24 protein-coding genes are annotated in these 26775 nt (G+C 37.0%); 10 read left to right on the top strand and 14 right to left on the bottom strand.

What is annotated here, in order from left to right; genetic code table 11:
- The first annotated feature begins 12 nt into the window (after positions 1-12).
- The gene (locus ACKWCD_RS11945) at positions 13-738 is read left to right on the top strand and encodes a carboxypeptidase-like regulatory domain-containing protein (protein WP_413984202.1); all 726 of its coding nucleotides are present in this window, start codon (positions 13-15) and stop codon (positions 736-738) included.
- Positions 738-1751, top strand: a complete 1014-nt coding sequence (locus ACKWCD_RS11940; protein WP_413984201.1) for a transglutaminase domain-containing protein — start codon at positions 738-740, stop codon at positions 1749-1751. The genes ACKWCD_RS11945 and ACKWCD_RS11940 overlap by 1 nt, the downstream gene beginning before the upstream one ends.
- A gap of 9 nt (positions 1752-1760) precedes the next feature.
- Here the strand turns inward: ACKWCD_RS11940 and ACKWCD_RS11935 are convergent, their stop codons facing one another.
- The 6 genes from ACKWCD_RS11935 to ACKWCD_RS11910 form a co-directional block, all read right to left on the bottom strand.
- On the bottom strand, positions 1761-2492 hold the full coding sequence (locus ACKWCD_RS11935; RefSeq protein ID WP_413984200.1) for a LytR/AlgR family response regulator transcription factor: 732 nt from the start codon (positions 2490-2492) through the stop codon (positions 1761-1763).
- Entirely contained in the window at positions 2492-3571 is a 1080-nt protein-coding gene (locus ACKWCD_RS11930) for a sensor histidine kinase (protein WP_413984199.1), read from the bottom strand. The genes ACKWCD_RS11935 and ACKWCD_RS11930 overlap by 1 nt, the downstream gene beginning before the upstream one ends.
- A gap of 883 nt (positions 3572-4454) precedes the next feature.
- Entirely contained in the window at positions 4455-4817 is a 363-nt protein-coding gene (locus ACKWCD_RS11925; protein ID WP_413984198.1) for a hypothetical protein, read from the bottom strand.
- A 255-nt stretch (positions 4818-5072) separates the two neighbouring features.
- Complete coding sequence (gene obgE, locus ACKWCD_RS11920) at positions 5073-6074, bottom strand: GTPase ObgE (RefSeq protein ID WP_413984197.1); 1002 nt, start codon at positions 6072-6074, stop codon at positions 5073-5075.
- Between the two features lie 82 nt (positions 6075-6156).
- On the bottom strand, positions 6157-6681 hold the full coding sequence (locus tag ACKWCD_RS11915; protein ID WP_413984196.1) for a GNAT family N-acetyltransferase: 525 nt from the start codon (positions 6679-6681) through the stop codon (positions 6157-6159).
- A gap of 207 nt (positions 6682-6888) precedes the next feature.
- Entirely contained in the window at positions 6889-7995 is a 1107-nt protein-coding gene (locus tag ACKWCD_RS11910; RefSeq protein ID WP_413984195.1) for an adenylate kinase, read from the bottom strand.
- Positions 7996-8082: 87 nt separating this feature from the next.
- Here ACKWCD_RS11910 and ACKWCD_RS11905 point away from each other — a divergent pair, with 87 nt between their 5' ends.
- The 3 genes from ACKWCD_RS11905 (at position 8083) to ACKWCD_RS11895 (ending at position 11919) form a co-directional block, all read left to right on the top strand.
- Complete coding sequence (locus ACKWCD_RS11905) at positions 8083-9273, top strand: 5-(carboxyamino)imidazole ribonucleotide synthase (protein ID WP_413984194.1); 1191 nt, start codon at positions 8083-8085, stop codon at positions 9271-9273.
- A 1-nt stretch (position 9274) separates the two neighbouring features.
- On the top strand, positions 9275-9760 hold the full coding sequence (purE, locus tag ACKWCD_RS11900; RefSeq protein WP_413984193.1) for a 5-(carboxyamino)imidazole ribonucleotide mutase: 486 nt from the start codon (positions 9275-9277) through the stop codon (positions 9758-9760).
- Positions 9761-9891: 131 nt separating this feature from the next.
- Positions 9892-11919 carry a M3 family metallopeptidase gene (locus ACKWCD_RS11895; protein WP_413984192.1) on the top strand — a complete coding sequence of 676 codons (2028 nt, stop codon included), beginning with the start codon at positions 9892-9894 and terminating at the stop codon, positions 11917-11919.
- Between the two features lie 26 nt (positions 11920-11945).
- Here ACKWCD_RS11895 and ACKWCD_RS11890 read toward each other — a convergent pair whose 3' ends face one another.
- The 6 genes from ACKWCD_RS11890 to ACKWCD_RS11865 form a co-directional block, all read right to left on the bottom strand.
- Positions 11946-14516, bottom strand: a complete 2571-nt coding sequence (locus tag ACKWCD_RS11890) for a toxin-antitoxin system YwqK family antitoxin (protein WP_413984191.1) — start codon at positions 14514-14516, stop codon at positions 11946-11948.
- 117 nt (positions 14517-14633) lie between these two features.
- Positions 14634-15314, bottom strand: a complete 681-nt coding sequence (locus ACKWCD_RS11885; protein ID WP_413984190.1) for an ankyrin repeat domain-containing protein — start codon at positions 15312-15314, stop codon at positions 14634-14636.
- Positions 15315-15410: 96 nt separating this feature from the next.
- Positions 15411-16064, bottom strand: coding sequence for a hypothetical protein (locus tag ACKWCD_RS11880; protein ID WP_413984189.1), 654 nt, complete (start codon positions 16062-16064; stop codon positions 15411-15413).
- 171 nt (positions 16065-16235) lie between these two features.
- Positions 16236-16682 (bottom strand): hypothetical protein, encoded by a 447-nt coding sequence (locus tag ACKWCD_RS11875; RefSeq protein WP_413984188.1) that lies wholly within the window; start codon positions 16680-16682, stop codon positions 16236-16238.
- 211 nt (positions 16683-16893) lie between these two features.
- Entirely contained in the window at positions 16894-18036 is a 1143-nt protein-coding gene (locus tag ACKWCD_RS11870; RefSeq protein ID WP_413984187.1) for a sterol desaturase family protein, read from the bottom strand.
- A 252-nt stretch (positions 18037-18288) separates the two neighbouring features.
- Positions 18289-18639, bottom strand: a complete 351-nt coding sequence (locus tag ACKWCD_RS11865) for a rhodanese-like domain-containing protein (RefSeq protein ID WP_413984186.1) — start codon at positions 18637-18639, stop codon at positions 18289-18291.
- Positions 18640-18773: 134 nt separating this feature from the next.
- Between ACKWCD_RS11865 and ACKWCD_RS11860 the strand changes: the two genes are divergently transcribed.
- Entirely contained in the window at positions 18774-19328 is a 555-nt protein-coding gene (locus ACKWCD_RS11860; protein WP_413984474.1) for a sigma-70 family RNA polymerase sigma factor, read from the top strand.
- Between the two features lie 197 nt (positions 19329-19525).
- Here the strand turns inward: ACKWCD_RS11860 and ACKWCD_RS11855 are convergent, their stop codons facing one another.
- Positions 19526-20380, bottom strand: a complete 855-nt coding sequence (locus ACKWCD_RS11855) for a UbiA prenyltransferase family protein (RefSeq protein WP_413984185.1) — start codon at positions 20378-20380, stop codon at positions 19526-19528.
- Between the two features lie 129 nt (positions 20381-20509).
- Between ACKWCD_RS11855 and gcvP the strand changes: the two genes are divergently transcribed.
- The 4 genes from gcvP to ACKWCD_RS11835 all read left to right on the top strand — a co-directional run bounded on the left by gcvP (position 20510) and on the right by ACKWCD_RS11835 (position 26203).
- Positions 20510-23461: an aminomethyl-transferring glycine dehydrogenase gene (gene gcvP / locus ACKWCD_RS11850; RefSeq protein WP_413984184.1), complete on the top strand. Its 2952-nt coding sequence runs from the start codon at positions 20510-20512 to the stop codon at positions 23459-23461.
- 163 nt (positions 23462-23624) lie between these two features.
- Complete coding sequence (locus ACKWCD_RS11845) at positions 23625-24704, top strand: 3-oxoacyl-ACP synthase III family protein (protein ID WP_413984473.1); 1080 nt, start codon at positions 23625-23627, stop codon at positions 24702-24704.
- Positions 24705-24773: 69 nt separating this feature from the next.
- Complete coding sequence (locus ACKWCD_RS11840) at positions 24774-25301, top strand: methyltransferase domain-containing protein (RefSeq protein WP_413984183.1); 528 nt, start codon at positions 24774-24776, stop codon at positions 25299-25301.
- Between the two features lie 50 nt (positions 25302-25351).
- Complete coding sequence (locus ACKWCD_RS11835; protein ID WP_413984182.1) at positions 25352-26203, top strand: glycosyltransferase family A protein; 852 nt, start codon at positions 25352-25354, stop codon at positions 26201-26203.
- A gap of 57 nt (positions 26204-26260) precedes the next feature.
- On the opposite strand, the gene ACKWCD_RS11830 is transcribed toward ACKWCD_RS11835, so the two are convergent.
- Positions 26261-26770, bottom strand: a complete 510-nt coding sequence (locus tag ACKWCD_RS11830; RefSeq protein ID WP_413984181.1) for an OmpH/Skp family outer membrane protein — start codon at positions 26768-26770, stop codon at positions 26261-26263.
- Positions 26771-26775: the final 5 nt, after the last annotated feature.

The following is a 26775-nucleotide window of genomic DNA, read 5'->3' as shown; positions in this document are numbered from 1 at the left end:
AACTTGTAGATTATGAAAAATGCCATTCGAATATCCGTAGAAAAACCATGTCAAGAAAAGTTTGAAAATTTTAGTCCAACATCAGCAGGAGGGTTTTGTGATTCCTGTCAAAAAGAAGTCATTGACTTTACGGCAATGACATCCACAGAAATAATGACACATTTCAGCAGTACATCTGAAAAAACCTGTGGCCTTTTTAAACCGGCTCAATTGCAAAAACATGAACCGATGATAAGTAGACCTAGTAATAGTTTCGTATCGAGAGGACTCGCCGTAATGAGTTTTTCATTACTCTCCTTATGCGCAGTTTCAAATATGCAAGCGCAAGAAGTAGTCAGCCATGAGGTGCCTACAGAAATGATGGTATTGGGAGAACCCGCTGTTATGGGTAAAGTCGCAATTCAACAATATACAGTCTCAGGTACGGTGCTAGATGAAGAAAACTTACCCCTAGCAGGTGTCAATGTAATTCTAAAAGGAAGTGCCGAAGGAGTTGTTACTGATTTAGACGGAAAATTTGAATTCCCGAAAGCTCTGGATGCAGATGACGTTTTAGTCTTCAGTTATATTGGATATAATCCTCAAGAGTATAAAGTTGTTTCAGATGCTTCTAAAAATGCTGACATCAAAATTACTTTTGACCTATCTGATATTTCACTCATGGGAGCTGTTGAAGTTGAGGGTGTTTATAAATCTAAACAGAACATCTTTCAAAAATTCATAGGTCTCTTCAAATAATGAGATGCATTACAATTTTACTATTCCTAGTCGGAACGATTGTATACGGACAGCGTTCCGACTTTGAACATATCGACTTTACCAAGGCCGATAGTATTGCCGCCCATTATTCCGGAGCAAGCTTAAAAAACTTACCTGTACTGACCCATAATTTAACGGCTAATTTACCTACCGATGTAGAAAAGTTTCGAGCTATTTATACATGGGTAGGCACAAATATCGAGAATGACTATAGCTCCTATGTAAAGACACGAAAAAAGCGAAAAAAACTCTCTGAAAATCAGGAAGCCTTAACCGCATGGAACAACAGCTTTACTCCCAAAGTTTTTGAAAATCTTCTGAAACATAAAAAAACAGCTTGCACGGGTTATGCCTATTTAATCCGTGAGTTGGCAAGTCTGGCAGATATCAATTGTAAAATCGTAAATGGTTACGGAAGAACAGCCACTTTGATTTTAGATGAAAATAGTATCCCAAACCATTCTTGGAATATCGTTGAACTCAATGGAAAATGGTATTTATGCGACCCTACGTGGTCAGCCGGTAAAATAGTTATTGAAGAAGACGGACCCCGCTTTGAGCCTGATTATTTTGATGGTTATTTTTTGGCGGAACCTGAGTTGTTTATTCGAAACCACTACCCTCTTGAAATTAGTGCTTCCCTTTTGGAAAACCCTCCAACTTTCGAGGAATTTATTGAAGGTCCTGTGGTGTATAAAGAAGCTTTTGGAGCTAGCATTTTTCCTATAGTTCCAAAGAAAATGTATTTAGAGATAGTTAAAAATGAATCAGTCTCCTTTAAGCTGACCTCAGCTCAACCGATTGAAAAGGAAAATACATTCTTATTACTCAATACTGGAGGTAGCAGCAAGGAGCACCAACCTAAAATAACACGAAATGGGAATGCTACTATCTTACAACATACTTTTGACAAAGCAGGAAGATACGATGTACATATAAAAGTGAACGATACTATTATAGCAACGTATGTTATAAAAGTAAAACGGAAGTAATTCTTCAAGTTAAAGACTCATTCTGTCTTTAAACAAATACGATTGCCTTCTTGAGACTTCAACTTCTTCACCATTCATCATGGATAGCTTCAATTTTCCGTTAAACCAAGGCACTACATTTTGAATGAAATTGGTATTTATAATCTGTTGTCGGTTCGCGCGAAAGAAGTATTTCTGTGGTAGCTTTTCTTCCACTTGATTTAGTGATTTGTAAAGCATAGGACTTTGGTCTTCAAAAAAGACACGGGTGTAGTTGCCAACAATTTCCATATGAGAGATATCTCCAATCTTGACCAGCCAGCATTTTTCCCCGTCCTTAATAAAGATTTGACTATTGCCCGTTAAACGTTCCTTCCCAGCTTCATCTTCAGTAGAATTTCCCTCCAATTTTGCATGAACTTTTTCAATAGCCAGAGCAAAACGCTTTTCGTTGATTGGTTTTAGCAAGTAGTCTAAAGCATTATACTCAAAAGACTTTATGGCGTATTCATCAAACGCGGTCGTAAATATGGTAATGGGTACCTCATCTAACATCTCTAACAATTCAAATCCATCTTTCTCCGGCATATTAATATCCAGAAAAAGTAAATCGGGATTTGTGGATTGAATCAATTCAAATCCTTTGTCCACATTTTCAGCTTCACCCAACAATTCAATTTCAGGATGCTTTTTAATAAGCTCCTTAAGCTCATTACGAGCCAGACGAGAGTCTTCAACGATTACTGCTTTAATGCTATTCATTATGTCAAAGGAATTTTAATTTTTGCTAGTACCTCATTTCCCATTTCTTCTAAAGAAAAAGATGCTCGTTCACCATAAAGTAATCGCAACCGTTGCTTAATATTTTTAAGTCCCAGCTGCGTAGATTTACTATCGATTTTTAGCTTTCCAGTATTGTTTACTTCAATTTCTAAATGGTCATCAACATGTTTGGTAGTTAATTTGATTATTCCTCCATCCTTTAAATTAGAAATACCGTGTTTCGCTGCATTCTCTACAAGCAGTTGAATGGTCATGGGAGGAATTGAGGTTTTGAGTGTTTCAGGGGCTATCTCTTGAACGAATTCTAGTCTATCTTCAAATTGAATTTTAGAAAGTGAAATATAATTATCAATCATCTCGAGCTCCTCTTCTAAGGCAATGGCATTCACATCATTTTTCGTCAATGAATAGCGAAGCATTTCAGAAAGTTTGGTCAACATGTCACGAGACTTATCTACATCTTCAAGCATCAAACCTCTTATGTTATTCAAGCTATTAAACATAAAGTGCGGATTTATCTGGCCCTTCAAAGTATTTAATTGAGCTTGGCGTATGGTAGCATTTAGCTCAGCGCGTTCCAAACGATTTGCATTCAGTTTAAAGGCGATTTTCACGGACATATAAAAAATCGTCCAAACAAAAATGGTCATGAAAGAATTAAATATGACAAAACCCAAGCCTAAGTTCTCGTACATTTTCGGCACCTCAACCTTCTCTAAGTCAAAGTATCCTTTTAAAAAACCTGTTCCATAACTTAGACCCGCATATATTATCGTTGCAATAATAATAGCTCCTACAACTTTTTTCAATTCCTTAGAATCAAATTTATCAAGTAGTACGTTTCTTTTTAAATACGCTCTTAACAGTCCGGTTGCAAACAAACCTATAAACAAGCCAGCCCAAATAGCGAAGGCAAAGTATGAACTATCCCTCCAACCACCTTCGGTGGGGGAAAACAAATAACCTAAATAGGACACGCCACCCCATCCGATTAGTTGAACCAGCCAAAAGGCAAAGCTCCATTTTGTATTTGATTTATCAATTTTTGATATGCTCATACGAATGCTAAATATAGCTTTAATTAAAAAGTTGATTTAATGTATAAAATTATGAAAACCTTGCCCCGCCAAATAGCCTACACTAAACAAGATCATAATCATCATTAGAACTATGAAAGCTCACTTTAATATGTTCCATTCTTTTTTGAAATCTAGTATGCTATAGATCATTGTTGTTTTTTTAAAAAACGATGCTAAACAAGATTGCTAAAATCACTTTAATTAATACTACCATAATATATTTATTTAGTTGAATTATTCAGAATTAAAATTAGTCGTATTTACTACTATTAATTGTTGAATTATGCCGAACGGTAAAATTCAAATTATGAACGGTTTATCGATTTCAATTTAAGTTCATGAGCCAATGGGCAAATTTGGTTAGTGTGTACCCTACACACAAGCCTATGACCAAGCCCACAAGTGTAAACATGATAACTTTTTTAAGGTCTATAACATTTCCGTTTTTATTGTTTTCGTTTAATATCTTCATAACATGATGATTATTGATATTGACTACCTTCGAGTTGTATGGCTTAAAGACTTACTATTTTTGATACGAGGTAAATAAGGCCTATAGTTAAAAAAATAAATGTTTTAACAATTTCTTTCTGTTTGATACTCTCTTTGTGCATTGCTACTTTCATGATATTAAAGTTTATAAGGTTATTACTATGTTTTTCTATTATGATGTAAATGTATACCGGAATACCAGCATTTGAAATGAGTTTATGACGAATGGTAAATTTCAAAAAGTAAATGGTAGTGGCAAGTGTGAGAGTTATGACAAGCGGTAAAATGAAGCTCCTGAACGGTTTCGTCGTTCCAGATTATAATTAGTAAACGGATTAGATTTCGGTTGAAGAGAAAAAAATCTTCTAAATCACAGCTCCATAGCCGGCCAAAAGAGGTTGTAAAAAAGAATTCCCAGAGTAAACCCAAAAGCCAATCCCATAATTATGACCATAACAAATAATTGGGTTGAAGTTTTTGGACGAATATTAACCAGAGAAATAGGCATTCCGTTTTTTCGAACCTCAAAAATACTTCCTCGCTTTTGATACGTTTTATCTCGTTGTGCTATTCGGTACTCATTTTTACCGATTGTAAACGTATGTGACGAACCTATATTTGAATTTTGCTCAGAAACCGTTTTTCCATTAAGAAGAATTTTTTCTTTTCCTAAAAATGTACTTACCACTTCAATTTTATGGTTTTCAATGTAGTACATAGCACATATTGCCATAGATGTCTTTTCTTAGTTTTACTATTTTCTTTTGGGGGAACACAGTTTTACTAAAGAACCTGAAGAAACTAAAGTGAATTAATTCACAAATAAAATATATTCTAGATAGGTTTGGGTATCGCAACAGAGAGATAATCTGCCTTGAAAAGGCAAATTATAGAATTCTAACAAAATCTCAAATGAAAGTTTTTAACAAAAGATATATTCTTACAAAATCTGTAATTCGTTTTATATAAATGCAAAGAATTACCGTAATTAAGCATTCAACATCTTCCAAAGACGATCTTTTAGCTCTTGAATACCTTGTTGGGCTACAGAAGATATGAACATATATGGTGCGCCCTTTAGGTCTTTGTCTAGCTCTATTTCCATCTCGGCTATCAATTCATCATCAAGCATATCACTTTTTGAAATAGCAATAAGTTTTTCCTTATCGAGCAACTCTGGATTATATCTGCGCAGCTCATCTAAAAGAACCTCGTATTCCTTACTAATATCATTGCTATCCGCAGGAATTAAAAATAAAAGCGTTGCATTTCGCTCAATATGGCGTAGAAAATAATGTCCCAGTCCTTTGCCTTCAGCAGCTCCTTCAATAATTCCAGGAATATCTGCCATCACAAAACTTTGAAAATCACGATATTCGACAATTCCTAAATTCGGTTTTAGGGTTGTGAATTCATAGTCCGCAATTTTCGGTTTCGCGGAAGTAATTACCGAGAGCAAAGTTGATTTTCCTGCATTCGGAAAACCAACCAAACCTACATCTGCCAAAACTTTGAGTTCCAAAATAAAAGAACCTTCTTTACCTTCCATTCCTGGTTGGGCATATCTTGGAGTTTGGTTTGTAGAACTTTTGAAGTGCCAGTTACCTCTTCCACCCATACCACCTTCTAGAATGATTTTTTCTTGATCATGATCAGTAATTTCGAATAAAACCTCTTCCGTTTCAGCATCACGTATCACAGTACCCAAAGGAACATCTAAATACACATCTTCACCATCTGCACCACTACTGCGATTTTTACTACCATGACCACCATGACCTGCTTTGAAGTGTTTTTTGTACTTAAAGTTTATAAGAGTCCATAGGTTTTGATTTCCTCTTAAAATTATATGTCCACCTCGACCACCATCCCCGCCATCAGGACCTCCTTTGGTTATAAATTTTTCACGATGTAAATGCACAGAACCTTTCCCTCCTTTACCAGAGGTCAAAAACATCTTTACATAGTCTACAAAATTCCCTTCCGTCATAAGTTTATGTTAAGTCATTTTCGAAAAGTCAATAGGTTATTAGTAATCTATTTGCTTAATTCGCGGCAAAGGTAGGTCAATTTTAGTCTTTAATTGGCGTATCTAGGTAATAGGTTATTCCAACTGCTTCATTCAATGCCCAAGGCTTTTCGTCATCGGAAATTTTCTCTGCGCCTAGCTTCTCCATAGCTTTTTGAGATCTAAAGTTCAAAGAATTTACATGAAAAATGACATACCTATATTTTTTCAAAGCATGATTCACCATTAATGTTTTAAAGGAACGATTGAACTGACCACCCCAATGCGATCTTGCTAAAAAACTCCATCCAATTTCAACCACACCTTCAGATTCGTCAATACTCTTGAATCTAGAACTACCGATGATTCTATTGGTTTTCACATCAAGAATAGCAAATGTAGTTTTTGAAGAAATTGCCTCTTCAAAAAATAAAGTAAACTTCTCTTTTGTATAACGATCTTTATTTTGATGTTGCTCCCATAGTAATGGGTCTGATGCAAGTTTATACAATTCTGCAAAGTCTGATTCTTCCAGTGGCCGAACTTTGACAAGATTATTTTCAAGAAAAGGTTGAAGACTAAAATTCATAAGAATCAGGATGGTAATGAATCATCAAAATAATAGAGATAGATCAGATAACCCGCTGCTGACAAAACAAAAAGTACAAATGCAACGCCACAAGTAAAAAGGCAGCCTTTTAATCCATCTTTTGCAGTTATTACTTTATCAGACATTACCCACTTATATGATTAAGAGATTAAATAGACCTATCGAAAACTAAACTTTTAAAATTTTCTACAACTCTTCTATCACCTTGCTTAAACGCATTGTAATTTCATCAATTTCACCAATACCATTAACACTGTGAAATTTATTCTGAGCTTCATAAAAATCTTTCAGAGGAGCAGTCTTTTGATTATATTCATCAAAACGATTCCGAATCTTATCTTCATCTTGATCATCTGTTCTGCCACTTACTTTTCCTCTTTCCAAAAGACGTTGAATCAAAATTTCGTCATTTGCTTCTAGCGCTATGGTGGCGTCTATTTTCATTCCTTTGCTTACCAAAAATTCATCCAAGGCTTGTGCTTGAGCGGTGGTCCTAGGAAATCCATCAAAAATGAATCCACTCGCTTCAGGATTCTTCTCTACATCATCTTGCAGCATTTTGATGGTTACCTCATCAGGCACCAAATCTCCTTTATCTATATATGACTTGGCCAATTGTCCCAATTCCGTATCATTCTTCATATTGTACCGAAACAAATCGCCCGTAGAAATATGTTTTAAATTGTATTTTTCCTTCAAAAATTCAGCCTGAGTGCCCTTTCCTGCTCCAGGTTTTCCGAATAATACGAGGTTAATCATATGTTTTTGGTTTAGTTGGTATACTTCTTTTAAATTTCGACCTAGTTCGTTGTAATCAAGTCCGTAGCCTACAATAAACTTATTTGGTATTTCGATTCCGACGTAGTCGATGCTATATTCCCCATTATAAATTTCGGATTTGTAAAATAAGGTAGCAATCTTGAACTCCTTGACATTTGTATTTGAGAATAGGTGCACCAATTCTTTTAAGGTGCGACCCGTATCAATAATATCCTCAAGAATGATAACGGTTCGGCCTTCAATATTTTCAGGTGGGTCTAACAAGGTTTCAACAATACCGGTAGAAGTCAAGCCTTGGTAAGAGCTCAACTTCACAAATGATACCTCGCAAGGGTGCTCGTATGCTTTTAGAAAATCAGCAACAAACATAAAAGACCCGTTCAACACTCCAATAAAAATCGGTGTTTCTTCTTTATGGTCGTCCGAAATCTTTTTGGCTAAATCTTCAACTGCGGATTGAATTTCAGTTTGGCTCAAAAAAGGTTTGAAATATTTGTCGTGGAGCTTTATCACAATTCTATTTGTAAAGGCGCAAATATAGCGTTTTGATTTCTCTTTTTTACCGCCATAACGCTGGTTTTACTATTTAAATGTATTTTTGTGAGAACAAAAAAAAGGACTTTGGCGAATAACTCAAATAACTACTTTTCTTCCGATTTTAAATTGGGAATATTAGGCGGTGGTCAACTAGGAAAAATGTTGCTCTATGAAACACGAAAATTCGATATTCATACCAAAGTTTTAGAAGCGTCGAATGAAGCTCCATGCCAAATCGCCTGCGACGAATTTATCTTGGGAAGTCTAATGGATTTCGATGCAGTATATAACTTTGGAAAGCAAGTTGATGTATTGACCATCGAAATTGAGAATGTCAATCTTGATGCACTTGAAAAGCTTGAAGATGAAGGCCTGAAAGTATATCCTCCAACAAAAGCCCTCCGTACCATTCAAAACAAGGCAACTCAAAAACTGTTCTATACGGATAACAATATTCCTACGGCAGATTTTTCACGTTTTGCTTATGCTAGTGAAATAAAAGATACCATTGAAAATGGCGGATTAGAATTTCCATTTGTTTGGAAAGCTGCCCAGTTTGGCTATGACGGACAAGGTGTAAAAGTGGTCCGTTCTATGGAGGATTTGAAAGAATTACCAGCTGGAGAATGTATTGCTGAGAAGATGATTCCTTTTAAGCATGAGTTAGCTGTTATTGTGGTTCGCAGTCATAAAGGAGAAGTTGTTACGTATCCCGTAGTTGAGATGGAATTCCATCCGGAAGCCAATCAGGTGGAATATGTAATTTGCCCTGCCAGAATAGATAAAATAGTAGCTCAAAAAGCGCAAGAAGTGGCCTTAAAAGTTTCAGAAGAAATTGGTCATATCGGCATTTTAGCGGTGGAAATGTTCCAGACGCAAGAAGATGAAATTCTAGTAAACGAAGTAGCACCAAGACCACATAATAGCGGACATTACAGCATTGAAGCAAGTTATACGAATCAATTTGAACAACACATCCGCGCCATTTTAGATTTACCTTTGGGTAAAACCGATAGTAAAGTGGCTGGTATTATGGTTAACCTAGTGGGAGCTGAAGGTCATACCGGAGATGTAGTTTATGAAAACATTGCTGAAATCATGGCAATGAATGGAGTTACTCCACATATCTACGGAAAAAAACAAACCCGCCCTTTTCGCAAGATGGGGCATGTGACGATTGTAGATGAAGATATTGATGAGGCCAGAAGAGTAGCACAAAAAGTAAAGGAAACGATAAAAGTAATCAGCAAATAATATGAGCAAAGTAGCCGTAGTAATGGGAAGCACAAGCGACCTGCCCGTAATGCAGGAAGCTATCGATATTTTAAAAGGTTTCGACATCGAAGTTGATGTTGATATTGTTTCAGCACATCGTACCCCTGAAAAGCTTTTCGAGTTTAGTAAAAATGCCCACACCAATGGTTATGCTGTTGTTATTGCCGGAGCTGGAGGAGCAGCGCACCTTCCAGGAATGGTTGCTTCAATGTCTCCCCTACCGGTAATCGGTGTTCCTGTGAAAAGTAGCAATTCTATCGATGGTTGGGATTCTGTTCTTTCCATCCTACAGATGCCAGGCGGAGTTCCTGTAGCAACCGTTGCTTTGAATGGAGCAAAAAATGCTGGTATTCTTGCCGCTCAAATTATTGGTTCTTCGGATAAATGTGTTCTGGATAAAATTATTCTCTACAAAGAAGGTTTGAAACAGAAGGTTATTGATGGAGCTAAATCAGTAAACAGTTAATAGTAAACAGTTGGCAGTTGGCAGTTGGCAGTTGGCAGTTGGCAAAATTAAAATATATAAGGACTATCCGTTCGAGCCTTTTGACTTCGCTCAAGATAAACTATGTCAAGAACTAATTTCTAAAAAATAGAATGAATAACCCATTACTCGAAAAATTCGATACCGCCCCTTTTTCTGAAATCAAAAACGAGCATTTTAAACCTGCTTTTCTAAAAGCTATGGAAGATGCGCGAGCGGAAATAGATGCTATTACTTCAAATACGGAATCACCAACTTTTGAAAATACTATAGAAGCATTGGAATTTTCAGGACAACAACTAGATAGAATTTCTAGTGTATTTTTCAACTTGAATTCTGCGGAAACGAATGAAGATATTCAGAAGATAGCTCAGGAGGTTTCTCCCCTACTTGCTGAATTTGGGAATGATATTACCTTGAATGAAGATTTATTTAAACGAATTAAATCTGTTTACGAACAGAGGGAAACTTTGAATCTTTCTGTAGAACAAAACACCCTGTTAGATAAGCGCTACAAGAGTTTTAGTCGAAACGGCGCGAATCTATCCGAAGAGAAAAAGACCCGCCTGCGGGAAATCGATGCAGAATCTTCAAAATTAAAATTGAAGTTCGGGGAAAACGTTTTGGCCGAGACCAACAAATACCAAAAGCATATTATAAATGAAGCTGATTTAGAGGGATTGCCTGAAGGAGCAAAAGAAGCAGCGGCGCAACTAGCAAAATCAAAAGGCAAAGAATCTGGATGGATGTTGACTTTAGACTATCCCAGCTACATTCCCTTCATGAAATATGCAAAGAATAGGGAGTTGCGCAAAGAACTCTCCATGGCTTTCGGAAGCAAATCTTTTAAAGGAGATGAACTGGATAATCAAGAAATCGTTCTAAAAATCGCCAATTTACGACACGAGCGGGCAAGTCTTTTAGGCTATAAAACACATGCACATTTTGTGTTGGAAGAGCGTATGGCGGAAACTCCTGAGAAAGTCCATTCGTTTTTGAATGAACTCCTTGAAAAAGCAAAACCAGCTGCTGAGCGGGAATTCAAACAATTGGAAGATTTTGCCAAAGAACTTGATGGAATAGACCAATTACAAAAATGGGATGGCAGTTATTACTCCGAAAAACTGAAACAAAAATTATTCAGTTTAGATGACGAGCAACTAAAGCCTTATTTCAAATTGGAGAATGTTATTGACGGTGTTTTTGAAGTGGCAGAAAAACTCTTCGGATTACAATTTGAAGAAGTATCGGATATCGATAAATACCATGAAGAAGTGAAAACCTATCGTGTTTATGATTTGGAGAAAAACTTTATCTCTGTGTTCTATGCCGACTTCCACCCAAGAGCAGGAAAACGAGGTGGCGCTTGGATGACTTCCTTCAAATCACAATGGAAAAAAGACGGTGAAAATATCCGTCCGCATATATCGAATGTTTGCAATTTCACGCCTTCAACAGAAACAAAACCTTCCCTCCTAACCTTTAATGAAGTAACCACTTTATTTCATGAATTTGGTCATGGACTCCACGGAATGTTAGCTAACACAACATATCCCAGCCTCTCAGGAACATCTGTGTATTGGGATTTTGTAGAGCTTCCGAGCCAAGTAATGGAAAACTGGTGTTACGAAAAAGAGGCTTTGGAACTCTTTGCAAAACACTATGAAACAGGAGAAGTAATTCCGATGGAATTGGTCCAAAAAATCAAAGAATCCGCCACCTTTCAAGAAGGCATGGCAACAATGCGCCAATTAAGTTTCGGACTTTTAGATATGTCGTGGCACGGTGCAGACCCAACTCATATTACAGATGTAAAAGCACATGAAACAAAAGCGTTCTCAGAAACCAACTTATATCCCGACACTCCAGAAACATGCATGAGCACAGCTTTTGCACACATTTTTCAAGGTGGCTATTCCTCAGGATATTACAGTTACAAATGGGCTGAAGTACTCGACGCTGATGCTTTTGCTTACTTCAAAGAGAAAGGTATTTTCAATAAAGAAGTGGCAAAAAAATTCAAAGAGCATGTTCTTTCAAAAGGAGGAACAGAAAACCCGATGGTCTTGTACAAAAGGTTCCGAGGAGCGGAGCCCAAAGTAGAAGCTTTGTTAGAAAGGGCAGGATTATTGGAAGTTTAACAAGAAGTGTATTTAACAGGTAAAAATTAATATAAATCACGCACATTCAAATAGTCGAGGCTTAATCCTAATTTATCCATGTAAATGACCCTCGAACCTACGACTACGGTTTCCTCTGCTTTGAATATCACCCTATTTTCAATATCTGTGAATTTGACTTTTAAAATTTCAGCTTCTTTACTTAGCTCGATGAACATAACAGAATTGTCTCCGTATCTCGGGGTTAAAAACAGAGTTCCAGATACCAACTTTCCTTTTAACACATTAGCTCGGTGTTGTTCTTTTCCTTCCGAATCGTATCGAATAATTGTACCATCTAATGTACTGTTTGTAAGACCATAGCTTAAGCGTTTTTTATTAGAATCTTTGTAATACGAAATAGTCTCTGAGTTTTTTCCTTCGGTATACTTCGTAATACTTTTTCCATTTTTATCATATGTTATGGATTCGACTAAAACCCCATCTTTATAGGTTTCTTGATTGGGTTCTTTGCCATAACTATAGGTCATATTTCTTGTTCCATTTTCGGGAAGTCCTTTCTTATACTCCATCTGATACAGCACCTTACCTTTCGTATCATAATATACAGCCTGTCCGTTCAATTGGCCTGTTGTGAAATTCTCAGTTTTTTGAAGATTACCTTGATAATCGTAGTACTTAAAAGTTCCTTCTTGTTTATCATCTATAAATTGACCCTCTTCTAAAACCTTTTGGTAATAATCCAGTTTTTCATAGGTGCCGTTGCGCTTTCCTGCTTTTACCTCATACCTAGTTCTAGCAGAAGGGTCATACGCCATACCTTCCCAAGGAAGTTGATTTTTGAACTTTAACTTCGCTATAAGCTCGCCTTCAATATTATAATAGGCTGCACAGCAATTGATATCAACATCTTCTTCTAGAATAGGATTTATCTGTCCATATTCCGAACTCTTACCATAATTGTACTTTTTCAGGCGTATCATTTTGCCCTCCTTTACTTCTTCCATAAGCTCCAGTTTATCAGAATCTCCAAAGAACTTATAGAGAATACCTTCTTTTTTCTTATAATCGTAAGTCCCCAATAGCTGCTCTTTTTCGTCGTAAAAAGCACCGCTGATTTCGGAATAGTTTTTATACACTATTTCACTCTGTTTGCTGCCGTTACTGTAAAATTTAATTTCTTTTGTTCTCGTATATCCTTCCGAATCATACTCTTCTATCTTTTTAAAAGTTTTGTAGTTGTCTTTACCCACAAGACGTTTTCTAAAACTTGTCATTTGTACTCTTGCTCCTTCTCTGAATTCTTCTATACTTGCGATATTACCTTTGTTAGTGTAATCCATAGAAAAACGTTGTCCTTCAAAAGCCTTAGGGTAACCATTGTCATCTATTAGTTTCAATTCGCCCAGTACTTTGCCTTCCATATTATAGTAGGTTTCAAGTAAATCGCTCTTTTTCACCTTTACTAGTTTCGTATTGTGGTAATAGGTAACAGACTCTATAAGCTTCCCTTGGTCATAAGTGGCTGTGCCTCCAGCATTAATTTCTTTACCCTGAAACGGCCGATAGCCTTTGTATAACATACGTGCGATTTCATTTCCAATTTCATCATAACTGACTTGCAGTTCTCTAGAACTATTTTTATAGGTTGTCTCACTGCTAATTTGACCATTTTCATGACGAAGTTCTTCTCTAACAATTTCTCCATTTTCATAGGTCGTTACTTTTTGAATAACATGAATTTTTCGACTCTTTTCGTACTTGAAAAATATTTGGGTTCCATCAAAGGGATTCAAACGATCTCTATCTAATTGGTAAGTTATTTTTCCAAGCACTTTTCCATCTACCGAATAATAAGTCTTGGACCACGCTGGTTCTTGCCTTACTTCCTCCCTTACCTGTCCGTTTGGATAGTAAGTTGAAGATATGAGCTGTTGTCCGAATGGGGAAAAAGCAATTTCCTTAACCCGCATTGGGCCGTAATAGTAAAGCACTTCAATACCTTTATAATAATTATTAGGCAAAAGTTTGCGCTCACCTATCAATTCACCATTAGCATTGTAATATTTGGAAAGAAATCTATATCTTTCCTTTGTGCCATAATGCTCTGAACGAATTCCCTTGATATCCTTTTCATAAAGAACTTCATAGAGTGTATCGCCTTCTTGCTCAAAATACATTTGACTGTTGTTGCCATAAGGCGTATTTCTTCTACCAGAAACAAAACGACCATTTGCATATTTCGAAACCAATCTTTTTGCGTCCATATAGGTAATGAATTCACCTTCTAAACGATTGTCTATATAGGTTCCTTCCTGAAAAACACTTCCATCTTCATTGTACCAAGTTACTTTACCCTCCCAAAAGTCTTTTTCTGAGCTTTTTGATAAGGCGTTCATTTGAAGTTGACCGCTCATAAAATAATCTTGTATCCGAAACAATTCACCTTCCTTTTGTATTGGAGGCCTAAAAAAAGTAGCACTATCCTTTACAGTAGGCTTCCATTTCGAATTATAATATAGCGTGTCTTGCTGTGCAGATACCGAAATATTTATTACTATCAACAAAAAGAGAATTATGCTTTTTTGGATAGATTCAAATGGAATTTTTTGTTTCATTTTGGTTGGGTTTTACAGATACTCAAACAGCATCATTTCTAAAACGAAATTACTACAGATGAATTATGTGAACATCCCTGAATTCAGGTAAATTCTCCCTTAAGCTAACACTTTCAATTAAAGACATTTTCTGGTCTTCAGAAACTTGACCATTTTAGGATGTATTTCATGACGTATCATCTTTCGAAGCGGTTTGGTCTTAGCGCCATTTTTTATGAGAAGAGAAACCATATCAGTGTCGTTGTTTGACACTGCAGCGGTTAAGGGAGTCTTATCGAAACTCATGAAAAATCCCGATTTGATTTCGGTATGTGCTCCGGAATCCAAGAGTATCTTTACTACTTCGGTATTTCCTGTATTAACGGCAACTTCTAAAATGCTTTTCCCATTTCCTCCAACCATATTCACCTCAGCATCTAAAGCAATGAGATACTTTATCATAACAATATTTTCGTTTTCACAAGCTTTCATTAAGGGTAAGATAGCCATCAAATTTTCAGAGTCGTTGAAATTGATGTCGGCTCCGTAGTGCAAAAGACAATCAATAAGGTTTTTATCACTAAAGCTAACAGCAATGGCTAATGGAGAACCTCCTAAACCTATAAAATTCGGAGAGAGTTGTTTTTGTAATAAATTTTCAACCGTTTCAACTTCACCTGCACGACAAGCCTGCATCATTTCGTCTTGTAAACGCTTCAGCTGTGCTGGTTCGAAAAAAGTCTTTTTTGTATCCGTGTGTTCAAAGTTTTGAAAAACGTTTTTAGTTTCGTTTTCGTCTACCACTTCCCAAAAAGCCACTGCGTCTCTTTCATATTCATCAGATTGCAGGTAGACTATACTTTTCTCAAAATAGTTCTCAACGGTATCATCAAGATATTCTTTATACTCTTGATTTTACTCTTTTTTTTTCAAGGATAAGGAAGCCATAGCATAGGCACTTACTTGCTCAGGCAAGTAGCCTTGACTTTGCATTTGCCAGCCAAAACCATTGTTCATTCCGGATTGGAATTGAAAACGGGCGTTGGCAATAAAAATTCCAAAACCATATACAATTGCTGTCAAATCAGTCAGATACTCGTCATTCTCAATAATGCGATTTTCGCCTAACAATTTCTCATGCGCTAATTCGTGACTTATTGTGGCTATTAAAATTTGAGGATGTTTCAGTTGACCGCGTTCAATTTGAATAATCGATTTACCTGATTGCTTATGGTAAGTTCCAGCCGTACCTTCAGATCTGCCCATAATATCTGCAGATGAGCTAAGTAAAGTTCCATCATCTAAACAGTGGTTCTCTTCGGAATAGAATTCCAATTCAACCTTTCCCTTCGGGATATTCATAAACTCTAAGCATCGTTGAAGAATGAATTCCGCATCCAACTCTGAACCATCAAAATGGCGATTAAAAAATACCTCCGTCGGTTCTACTGTGTTGACCGACAAAAGGTTCTCTTCGCCTAGACTTTGCTTAAGAAAAGTAAGTGACTCTTCAACCCAAATTTGGTCTTCGGGTGTTATGGGTAATTTTGGTTTTTTGTTCCAGAACATGAGGTTTGTTATTTGGAAAGTGCTTGACTCTAAAAACAGCCCTATTTTATGTTAAAAGGAAATTGTTTCGAGTAAAAAGACTGGTAATAGTTTTATGAGATTTTACGTTTCGTTTTTATTTATTCCTTCTAAAGGTTAAGATTAGGTGTTTGCAAATCTCCACAATAATTTCTACGTCAACTCAAGAATAAGTTGTTCAAGAAATGTGAAAAAACGTTTCTCTTTCGTTCCAGAACAGATGTCTGTTCTCAGATATCTTTGATCGCCTTTGTCATCAACCGAAAATGAATATACCAAATACCTTTTACCTAACTCAAATTGTACGTCACACATACCATAATCATCGTTTGATTTTATTCGTATCTGTTTTTTACTGGCTAATGATTTTCGCCCCTTATGAACACTTCTTACCCTGAAAACATAGACATACTCCCTTTGTTTAAGATGCTTAAAAAAATCGCCATTTTCATCTGTAATATCTATTTTTTCTATAACCTCACCAGTAAATATTACCTCAGCGTATTTTTGCTTTTTTAGAATTCCCTTTGGTCCGCAAGTACAAGCATACAATGAGACACCGCCCACAAACACTAAAAAAATGGTTATTGATATTTTCATTTGCTTGAGTTACTTTTCGAATTTTTGAGCTTTGTAGTTAGGAAATAATTTTTTATCAACTACCTTTTCTTTTTCAAAAAGTGCCACAATTAATTCTATAATTGAAATCTGTTCTAGTTCGATGGTTAAAAGTAATATCGACAGAAAGAACTAAGTACCCTGTTTTCAGGGAAAGTTTAACACTAAATCATATTAAGAAGAAACGTTTTTGTTAGCGCTTGCTTTTTTCCTCAGGTAACAAATCGTTCTTAAAGGGGTTTTTAATAAAAGGAAAGACAAACTGTTTCATAAACCCTTTGGGAAAAGAAGCATCTACCAAACCTGTACCTTTTGGCCATTCGTTGCCCGGCAGATAGTACGTGCCGAAGATTTTATCAATAAAGGGAAACACTACAGCAAAGTTATTGCCATAGTGCTCAGGTTCTTGGCAATGGTGCCAATGGTGGTACTGCGGAGTGGTAATGATATACTTCAAAAAGCCGAAGTTGATTCTGGTATTTGCATGAATGAAAACCGCATGAATAGCTATAAATACAATATATACATTGAACGTTAATGTCGAAAAACCGAGAACATACAGGGGCATGTATGACATACTACGGGTAAAAAAGATATCAATAAAATGGGTTCTCGAACCCGCGAGCCAATCCATATTCTCAGTGGAATGATGAATGGAGTGAAAACGCCATAAAAAATAATGAGAATGAAAGATACGATGCGCAGCATATTGAAATAAGTCTGTCACTACTAGCGCAATTAAAAGTTCAACTACAAAAGGCAGCTCATTCACCCACTGATGGACATTTTCCAAATCCATCCAACCGAAAAAAGCTACTGCTGGTTTTTTAGTCAATACCCCAAATAGTTGAATAGCCAAATGGCTGATTCCGAAATAAATAAGATCGGTTCTCCACTCTGGATGAAATTTAGACTGTAATTTGTTCTTTGGAAAAACCAGCTCTATTGGTACAAATATCAAGACCATTACCAATAAATCAAGTATAAGCCAATCTAGACCCAAGCTCCAATTCATTTTTTCAACAGCCCGGCCTTCAACCGTCATTCCACCAAGCAATACAGCTAAAGCCCCTAAAATGACTCCAACTACAGCATATCTCTTGTTTTTAGCCAATAACAGACTAACCAATGCAAAAAGAAAAGTGGCAATAATACCACCGAGCATTAAGTTTTCAACTAGTTCAGGGGTATAAACTTCACGAAATTCTGCGGTCGTCAGCTGCTCAGGAAACTTGAAACACAATATGCCGCCTAAAGATAGTACTCCAAGAAAAATAGATAGCGCTCCGCTTATTCGGCCTTCGCCAACGCGCATTCGTTTATTTTGAAGTTCCATTAACTTATGTTTGGTTTGATATTCTCTGAATACCAACGTTTAAGAAAGGTCTTTAATTGTACAACTGCTTTTTAACCTCCCAACAGTTTAGTGAACACCAATAGATCCTTCCTTTTTATTTATTTAGAAATATAGGACCCTCAATTCGCGGTGTTGAATCTATTACAAAGGCAAGTTAAAACTGTATGACTTTCAATACTACCCTGTTTACAGTGATTTACGACTACCCAGAAATTTGAAAAACGCAGCTGGCTACTTTTTAAGAAAAGCATCATAACCACCCTCTAAATCAATCACTTTTTTGTAGCCCAAAGAATCTAGGAGATGAGCAGCCTTCGCACTACGTCCACCCTTCTTACAATACACATAAATTTCCTCGTCTTTATCGATGGACTCGAGTTGCTTCGCAAAATCTGAATCATACCAATTGATATTCAATGCATTATCAAGATGGCCGGCAGCATATTCTTCCGGAGTTCTAACATCAACTAATATCACGCTATTGAGCTCATTTTGTGAGACTTCTGTGATAGGTTTTGATTTACTTTGGGCACAGCCCATTGAAAATATGAGAAATAGGCTAAGAAAAAATGAATATCGCATAACAAAGAAGTTTAAACAAAGATAAAATTATGGCAGCATTAAACCTGCCTGTCGGCAGACAGGATTCGCAAGAACAGGAAAATTTTAAGGTAATTAAGTCAAATTCCGTTATTTTTGATACCGATTCAAAAAAAATGGCTCCACATCAATTAAATCCTGACGCTTGGATAGATCTTTATGCTGATTATCTATTCAATTTTGCCGTTGCTCGTGTTAGCGATGCTGAGATTGCCAAGGATTTGGTACAGGAAACTTTTTTTGCAGGCTTAAAATCAGCCAAAAACTACAAAGGAGATGCTGCTGAGCGTACTTGGCTTATTGCAATACTAAAGCGCAAAGTGATTGATCATTACCGAAAAATCAATTCCAATAAAGGAAAAGCTGAAGTACGTATGAACTATAGTGCCAGTAGCGATTCAGAAGGTGATTGGCTCGAAGAGCAGGTAGCAGACCCTTTTAGCCAATTGGAAAATAGCCCCATTGAGAATGAAGAATTGGGCATGGCAATTCAGGATTGCATTTCGAAATTACCTAAAAAACAAGCCCTAGTTTTCAAAATGAAAACCATTCAAGGCATAAGTACTGAAGACATTTGTAATGAATTAGGAATTAACCCGTCAAACCTATGGGTAATGATACATCGGTCAAGAACTGCGCTGATGGGTTGCCTTAACGAAAATTGGTTCTAAAACTATGATTTCCTGCGAAAAAGCTGCTACAATTTGCGACAAAACTCAGTATAATGAGGCTTCCTTTATGGAAAAATTGAAGCTTCGATTTCATCTTTTAATGTGCAAAACTTGTTCTGCTTTCACAAAAAAGAACACTGAATTTACTACACTCTGCGAAAAAGCAAACCTTCAAAGTCTTTCAGAGCAAGATAAGATTAAAATGAAAGAGCAACTTCGAGAGAAGTTATAAATAATCGCTCGATTGCAATTGACAATGCAAACCAAAAAATAGGAATAGCTTCCACCCAAAAAGACGCGAAGTATTTTGACTGCTTTCTTTTGGTAATAAAAAGAACTATCCCCAGAATAAGAAAAAGAAAACCTTTTAAGATCAACTCTTCGACACTAAGTTCATCCTTTAAAAAAGTCATAAAGAACAAAAGAAGAATTGCAAATCCTCCAAATATTTTAGTTTTTGTAACACCATAGTATTGAGGTAGTGTATTCAACTCTTTACTATCATAAGCCAAATCTCGAATCTCAAAAGGGATAAGAAGAATGAATACCAAAATGAAGCGTTGAGTTAGTTCAAGACCGACGTCCCATGAAAGAACTTCTTCAGCTGCAAGAATTGGAAGCAATACTGTTGTTCCTGCCCAAACTAAAGCAACAATAAAAATTTTAAGCCCTCCCAAACTTCTTAGATTTTTTGATTTTGGGAGCACAGGGAGTGAATACAGCCCTGTCAATAAAACGAGCCCTATTATACCAATCCATACTTCAAAACTTAAAAAAGAGCCATGATATATTGCAATAGCTGCTGCAATAAAACTTAAAAACTGGATTCCTTTCTGATAGTCATTGGCAACCAAAATATACTTTTCAGCTTCCACCCCGTATTTAATAAAATTATAGCAGCTAATCGATCCGAAAAAGACAAAAAACGACAAGTGCTGATCAGAAAAAATGTTTAAGGTTTGGAAGCTGATTTGAACTAACGCATATACTGCAAAAGCAACATGAATGCTTGCATCTAAGTAAAAGTCAAAAATGCGTTTAAGCCACTTCATTAAACAAAAGTAGCCAAACTGTTTATAACCCACATTTTTAGTTAAAAACTTTCATGTCGTTCATCGACTATACGCTGATTTTATGTCAATTAATCATTAATTTTGCCTGACTAATTTGAAAGCTATTTTATGAAAACTGACGTGTTTGCATCGCGCCATATCGGCATAAGAGAAGAGAACCTTCAACATATGCTGAAAAAGGTGGAAGTTGAAAATTTGGAGCAACTCATTACTGAAACCATTCCAGAAGATATTCGTCTTGCAGAACCTTTGAAACTAGATGCCCCGATGAGCGAACACGAGTTTTTAAACCACATTGAAGCTCTATCAAAAAAGAACAAGGTTTTCAAATCATATATCGGTCTAGGTTACCATGAGAGTCTAACGCCCTCGGTAATCAAAAGAAACATCTTAGAGAATCCAGGCTGGTATACAGCGTATACCCCTTATCAGGCAGAAATCGCCCAAGGTCGCTTAGAGGCACTTTTAAATTTTCAAACCGTGGTTACTGACCTCACGGGAATGGAACTCGCTAACGCCTCCCTTCTAGATGAAAGTACTGCTGCTGCGGAAGCCATGGCAATGCTTTTTGACGTACGTAGTCGCGCTCAAAAGAAAAGCGGTGTTTTGAAATTCTTTGTTTCCGAAGAGATATTACCACAAACCCTATCCTTATTACAAACCCGTTCGACTCCTTTGGACATTGAATTGGTAATCGGAAATCACGAGGAATTCAACTTTACAAAAGACTTTTTCGGTGCCATATTACAGTATCCTGGAAAGTACGGACAAGTGCATGACTATTCAGATTTTGTGGCCAAAGCCAGAGAAAATGACATCAAAGTAGCCGTCGCCGCGGATATATTAAGTTTAGTGCTTTTGACTCCTCCGGGAGAATTTGGTGTTGATGTAGTTGTCGGTACAACACAGCGTTTCGGAATTCCATTAGGATACGGTGGCCCTCACGCAGCATTTTTCGCGACCAAAGAAGAATACAAAAGAAGTATTCCCGGTCGTATTATAGGTGTCACTAAGGATACCGATGGCAAGCCTGCACTCCGTATGGCACTGCAAACCAGAGAACAGCATATAAAAAGAGATAAGGCCACTTCTAATATTTGTACTGCTCAAGTTCTTCTAGCTGTGATGGCCGGAATGTATGCGGTGTATCATGGGCCTGAAGGATTAAAGTATATTGCCAATAAAGTACATAGTTCGGCAAAGGTCATAGCACAAGTAGCTAAAGAATATGGCATTGAGCAATTGAACTCTAGCTATTTTGATACTTTAAAATTTTCTATTAAAAACATGGATTTACTCAAAAAGTGTGCTGAGCATTTGAAAGTTAATCTAAACTATATTGACAAAAATACGGTCTCTATCTCGCTTAACGAAGCAGTAAGTACAAAAGACCTTTACAACCTTACTCAATGCTTTATGGCGTTGAATAAGTCGGAAGGCAGTTCAACATCGACATCCAAATTAAACAAAGACATACCGGTAAATTCAGATGTTAGCGGAAGTGAAGGTTCTGAAAGCTATACTCAAATCATTCGAGAAACATACATCAAGAGTTCAAGCGAAAAAATGATTCCCACTTCACTTCAAAGAAGAACTCCCTTTCTACAAAACAAAGTTTTCAATTCCTATCACTCCGAAACAGAATTGATGCGCTACATTAAAAAATTGGAGCGAAAAGATTTAGCACTCAACCATTCCATGATTTCCTTGGGAAGTTGTACTATGAAATTAAACGCCGCTTCTGAGATGCTACCCCTTAGTATGGCAAATTGGGGTAATATTCATCCTTTTGTTCCATTGGATCAAGCTGAAGGCTATCAAATCGTTTTAAAGGAGTTAGCCAAAGACTTAAGCGTAATTACAGGTTTCGCTGATACTTCCTTACAACCCAATTCAGGGGCACAAGGCGAGTATGCGGGCTTGATGGTAATACGTGCATATCACGAATCAAGAGGTGAAGGGCATCGTAATATTTGTATTATTCCGGCATCTGCACATGGTACTAATCCAGCTTCTGCGGTTATGGCAGGTATGAAAGTTGTAGTCACTAAAACTGATGAAAGAGGTAATATCGATGTAGTCGATTTAGAAGAAAAGGTAATTCAGCATTCCGAAAACCTGGCGGCCTTGATGGTTACTTACCCTTCAACACATGGGGTTTTTGAATCATCTATCAGACATATCACAAAATTGATTCATGACCATGGCGGACAGGTTTATATGGATGGCGCCAACATGAACGCTCAGGTAGGACTTACCAACCCAGGTATGATTGGAGCAGATGTTTGTCACTTGAATCTACATAAGACCTTTGCCATTCCTCATGGTGGTGGTGGACCAGGTGTTGGGCCAATTTGCGTTGCAGAACAATTAGTTCCTTTTCTTCCCGGAAATCCAATAATTGAAACTGGTGGTAAGCAAGCTATCACCGCAATTTCAGGAGCACCTTGGGGTAGTTCTTTAGCCTGTTTAATTTCCTACGGATATATCAAGATGTTAGGGGAAAGCGGATTAACGGATTCCACCAGAATTGCAATTCTCAGTGCCAATTACATCAAACATCGATTGGAGGGTAAATTTGATGTTTTGTACACTGGAGAGAAAGGTCGAGCAGCCCATGAAATGATTATTGATTGTCGCCCTTTCAAACAAAATGGAATTGAAGTTACCGACATTGCAAAGCGCCTAATGGATTATGGTTTTCACGCGCCAACAGTTTCGTTTCCAGTTGCAGGAACAATGATGATAGAACCCACGGAAAGTGAAAGCCTTGATGAACTTGACCGTTTTTGTGATGCTATGATTTCTATTCGACACGAAATTGATGCGGCTCAAGCTGATGATTCAAATAACGTTTTAAAGAATTCACCTCATACAATGGACATGGTCACAAGTGATTCGTGGGAGTTTCCATACAGCAGAGAAAAAGCCGCTTTCCCCTTACCCTATATTTCAGATAATAAGTTTTGGCCTTCTGTTCGTCGTGTAGATGATGCATATGGCGACCGTAATCTTATTTGTACCTGTGCGCCGATTGAAGCGTATGCAGAAGTAGATTAATCCTAATAAAAACAATACTTTCAAGCCTTTTTCTATTTTGAGAAAGGCTTTTTTTTTGTTTCAAAGGGGAGCAAAATGGTTTTGACCATCGTATTAAATATTATGCATGCATAATATTTTTAGGTTTTTACAGTATGTTTATTTCACCAAAACCATAAGTCCCATGCAAATCGCAATTACCGGTTCCGGAAGTTACATACCCGAAACAGTGGTAGAAAACCAAGATTTTGAAAAACATGAATTTTTAAATTCTGATGGTTCTTCTTTTAAACATGATAACCCTATCATCATTGAGAAGTTTAAAGCCATCACTGGTATTGGCGAAAGACGTTATGTTGAGGAAAACCTGAATACTTCTGATATTGCCTTTCTTGCGGCCGAACGAGCTATAGCAGATGCGGGTATTGATAAGGAGGATTTAGATTATATCATTCTTGCGCACAATTTTGGTGATGTCGCCCATGGTCAATCTCAGGGAGACACTTTGCCAAGTTTAGCAACACGTGTAAAACATCATCTTCGTATTAAGAATCCGAAGTGTGTGGCATATGATTTGATTTTTGGCTGTCCCGGATGGATTGAAGGTGTAAACCAGGCTAATGCATTTATCAAAAGTGGAATGGCCAAAAAGTGTTTGGTAATTGGTGCAGAAACGCTTTCTCGAATAGTAGACCCTTATGACCGTGATTCGATGATTTATTCAGACGGTGCTGGAGCAACCATTATTGAAGCAAAAGAAAATGCGGGGCACATTTTATCCCATGCAAGTGCTACCTACGCTCATGATGAGGCCTATCTTTTGTTCTTTGGGAAATCTTATAAAAATCCATCTGAAGCTAAGCCTTCCGATAGGCAAGAAAATACCAAGTACATAAAGATGTACGGCCGAAAAATTTATGAGTTTGCGGTTACTTATGTTCCTCAAGCCATGGATGATTGTCTTAAAGATAGCGGAGTATCCATTACCGATGTCAAGAAAATATTCATCCATCAAGCCAATGAAAAGATGGACGAGGCCATCGTAAAAAGATTCTACGGTCTCTATGACATGGAAATGCCAGAAGGAATTATGCCAATGAATATTGGAAAATTGGGCAATAGTTCGGTAGCCACCGTACCCACCCTTTTCGATATGGTTCGGAATGGAAAGTTAGAAAATCAATCCATTCAAAAGGGAGATGTTGTTATCTTTGCAAGTGTTGGCGCAGGTATGAATATAAACGCCATCGTATATAGGGTTTAAAGTTTAAGGTTCCATTTTAAAGGTTCCGTATACTTATGAACCTTGAACAATAAACCTTGAATTCTCTAGATGTACGAAAAGACTTTTCCGAATAAGCGTTTTCAAAACACACTTTCCTTTCTTCAAAAACATATAGCAACAGAAGAGTCTATTTTAGATTTGGGTGTATCAAATCCCTTTTCTGAAATAATGACTAGAGAAGGTTATTCTGTTGAAAATACTTCTGGAGAAGATTTAGATGTAGAATTTTCATCTGTTCAAAATTCAAATGCCGAGGTAGTTACCGCTTTCGAAATTTTTGAGCACCTGATAGCTCCTTTTAATGTACTCAGGGAAATAAAAGCGAATAAACTGGTTGCTAGTATTCCTATGCGTTTATGGTTTTCTCCAGCATACCAAAGTAAGACCGACCCATGGGATAGACACTATCATGAATTTGAAGATTGGCAATTTGATTGGTTACTTGAAAAAGCGGGGTGGACCATAAAAGATACTGCCAAATGGACTAATCCTGTTAAGAAAATTGGAGTTCGTCCTTTACTTAGAAGTTTTACGCCTAGGTACTATATCGTTTATGCCGAAAGGAAGTCTAAGTAGAAAAATTTACCAATTGCTTCTTGATACTATTGTTGTAATTTCGTTTTGAGATGAAGTATTATGTTGTCATTCCTGCGCATAACGAAGAAGCCTTTTTGGCCGACACGCTAAATTCTATCTTGAGGCAAAGTTTACAGCCGCAAAAAGTAATTATTGTAAACGATAATTCTTCGGATGAAACGGAAGCAATCATAAATGAGTTTACCACTCTAAGTCCCATTTTCTTAAAATTGAATACTACATCTTCTGAAATTCATATGCCCGGAAGCAAGGTCATAAATGCCTTCAATAAAGGTTTAGCTATTTTAGATGAGGCCTATGATTTTATTGTAAAGCTAGATGCTGATATCATTTTACCCGATAATTACTTCGAACGTATTGCTTATATTTTTACCGGCAGCCCCAAAGTTGGTATCGCTGGAGGATTCATTTATGAAAAGGGTTCAGATGGAAATTGGAAATTAAATCACCCCATGAATAAAAATCATGTTCGAGGTGCATTCAAAGCCTATTCTAAATCCTGTTTTAAAGCCATAGGCGGACTTAAAAACGCGATGGGATGGGATACGGTAGATGAGCTCTTAGCGCAGTTCAACGACTTTGAAATCTTTACAGATGATGCACTGCATGCGAAACACCTTCGCCCAACAGGTCATTCTTATAACGAAAAAGCAAAATTGCTTCAAGGAAAAGCCATGTACACCATGCGCTATGGCTTTTGGATTACCTTTATCGCTTCGATGAAAATGGCCTGGAAAGCCAAAAACTGGAAGAGCTTTATTGACAACTTTGAAGGATACTATACTGCTCGAAAGGAAAAGGAGCCCTTTCTAGTAACCGAGAAACAAGGAAATTTCATTCGAAATCTACGTTGGAAAAGTATTAAAAGAAAACTGTTGTAAATCAAAACATCCCGCAGAGTGCGGGATGTTTTTATACTATGAATGTGTTTAAGTTTCTTAGAAACCTAATTCTTGTTTTACTTCTGCAAGCAAATCTTTTCCTTTAGCAACGATAAGACCACCTCCGGCTTGTGCGTCAATTACATAATCAAAACCTTGTGCAGCTGCAACTTTTTCAATTGCTGCCTTTGCCTTTTCAGAAATAGGACCGAAAAGTTCAGCTTGTTTCTTCTGAATTTCTTGTTGTGCAGCCTGTTGCGCCTCACCAATACTTTTCTCAAAGCCTTGTAACTCTTGAGCTCTCTTCTGATTTTCTTCTTCAGATTTAGCTCCGGCCTCATTCTTATAAAGGGTATACTTATTTTGCAATTCAGTCATCGAAGCCTGAATATCGGCTTGGTAAGTTTCTGAAAGTTTCTTCAATTCAGATTCTGCAGCCTTCATCTCCGGCATGTCAGCTAAGAGCTTCTGTACGTCAATGTGTGCCACTTTGCTCTGTGCATTAACAAAACTTGTCGCTGCTAGGAACAAAACTACTGCTACAGCTATCTTCTTTAAATGTTTCATGAGTT

The organism is Maribacter taeanensis, from assembly GCF_047345145.1.
In the GTDB taxonomy this organism is placed as follows: domain Bacteria; phylum Bacteroidota; class Bacteroidia; order Flavobacteriales; family Flavobacteriaceae; genus Maribacter_C.
The sequence above is the reverse complement of the archived record's forward strand: the minus strand, read 5'-3'. Positions and strand labels throughout refer to the sequence as shown.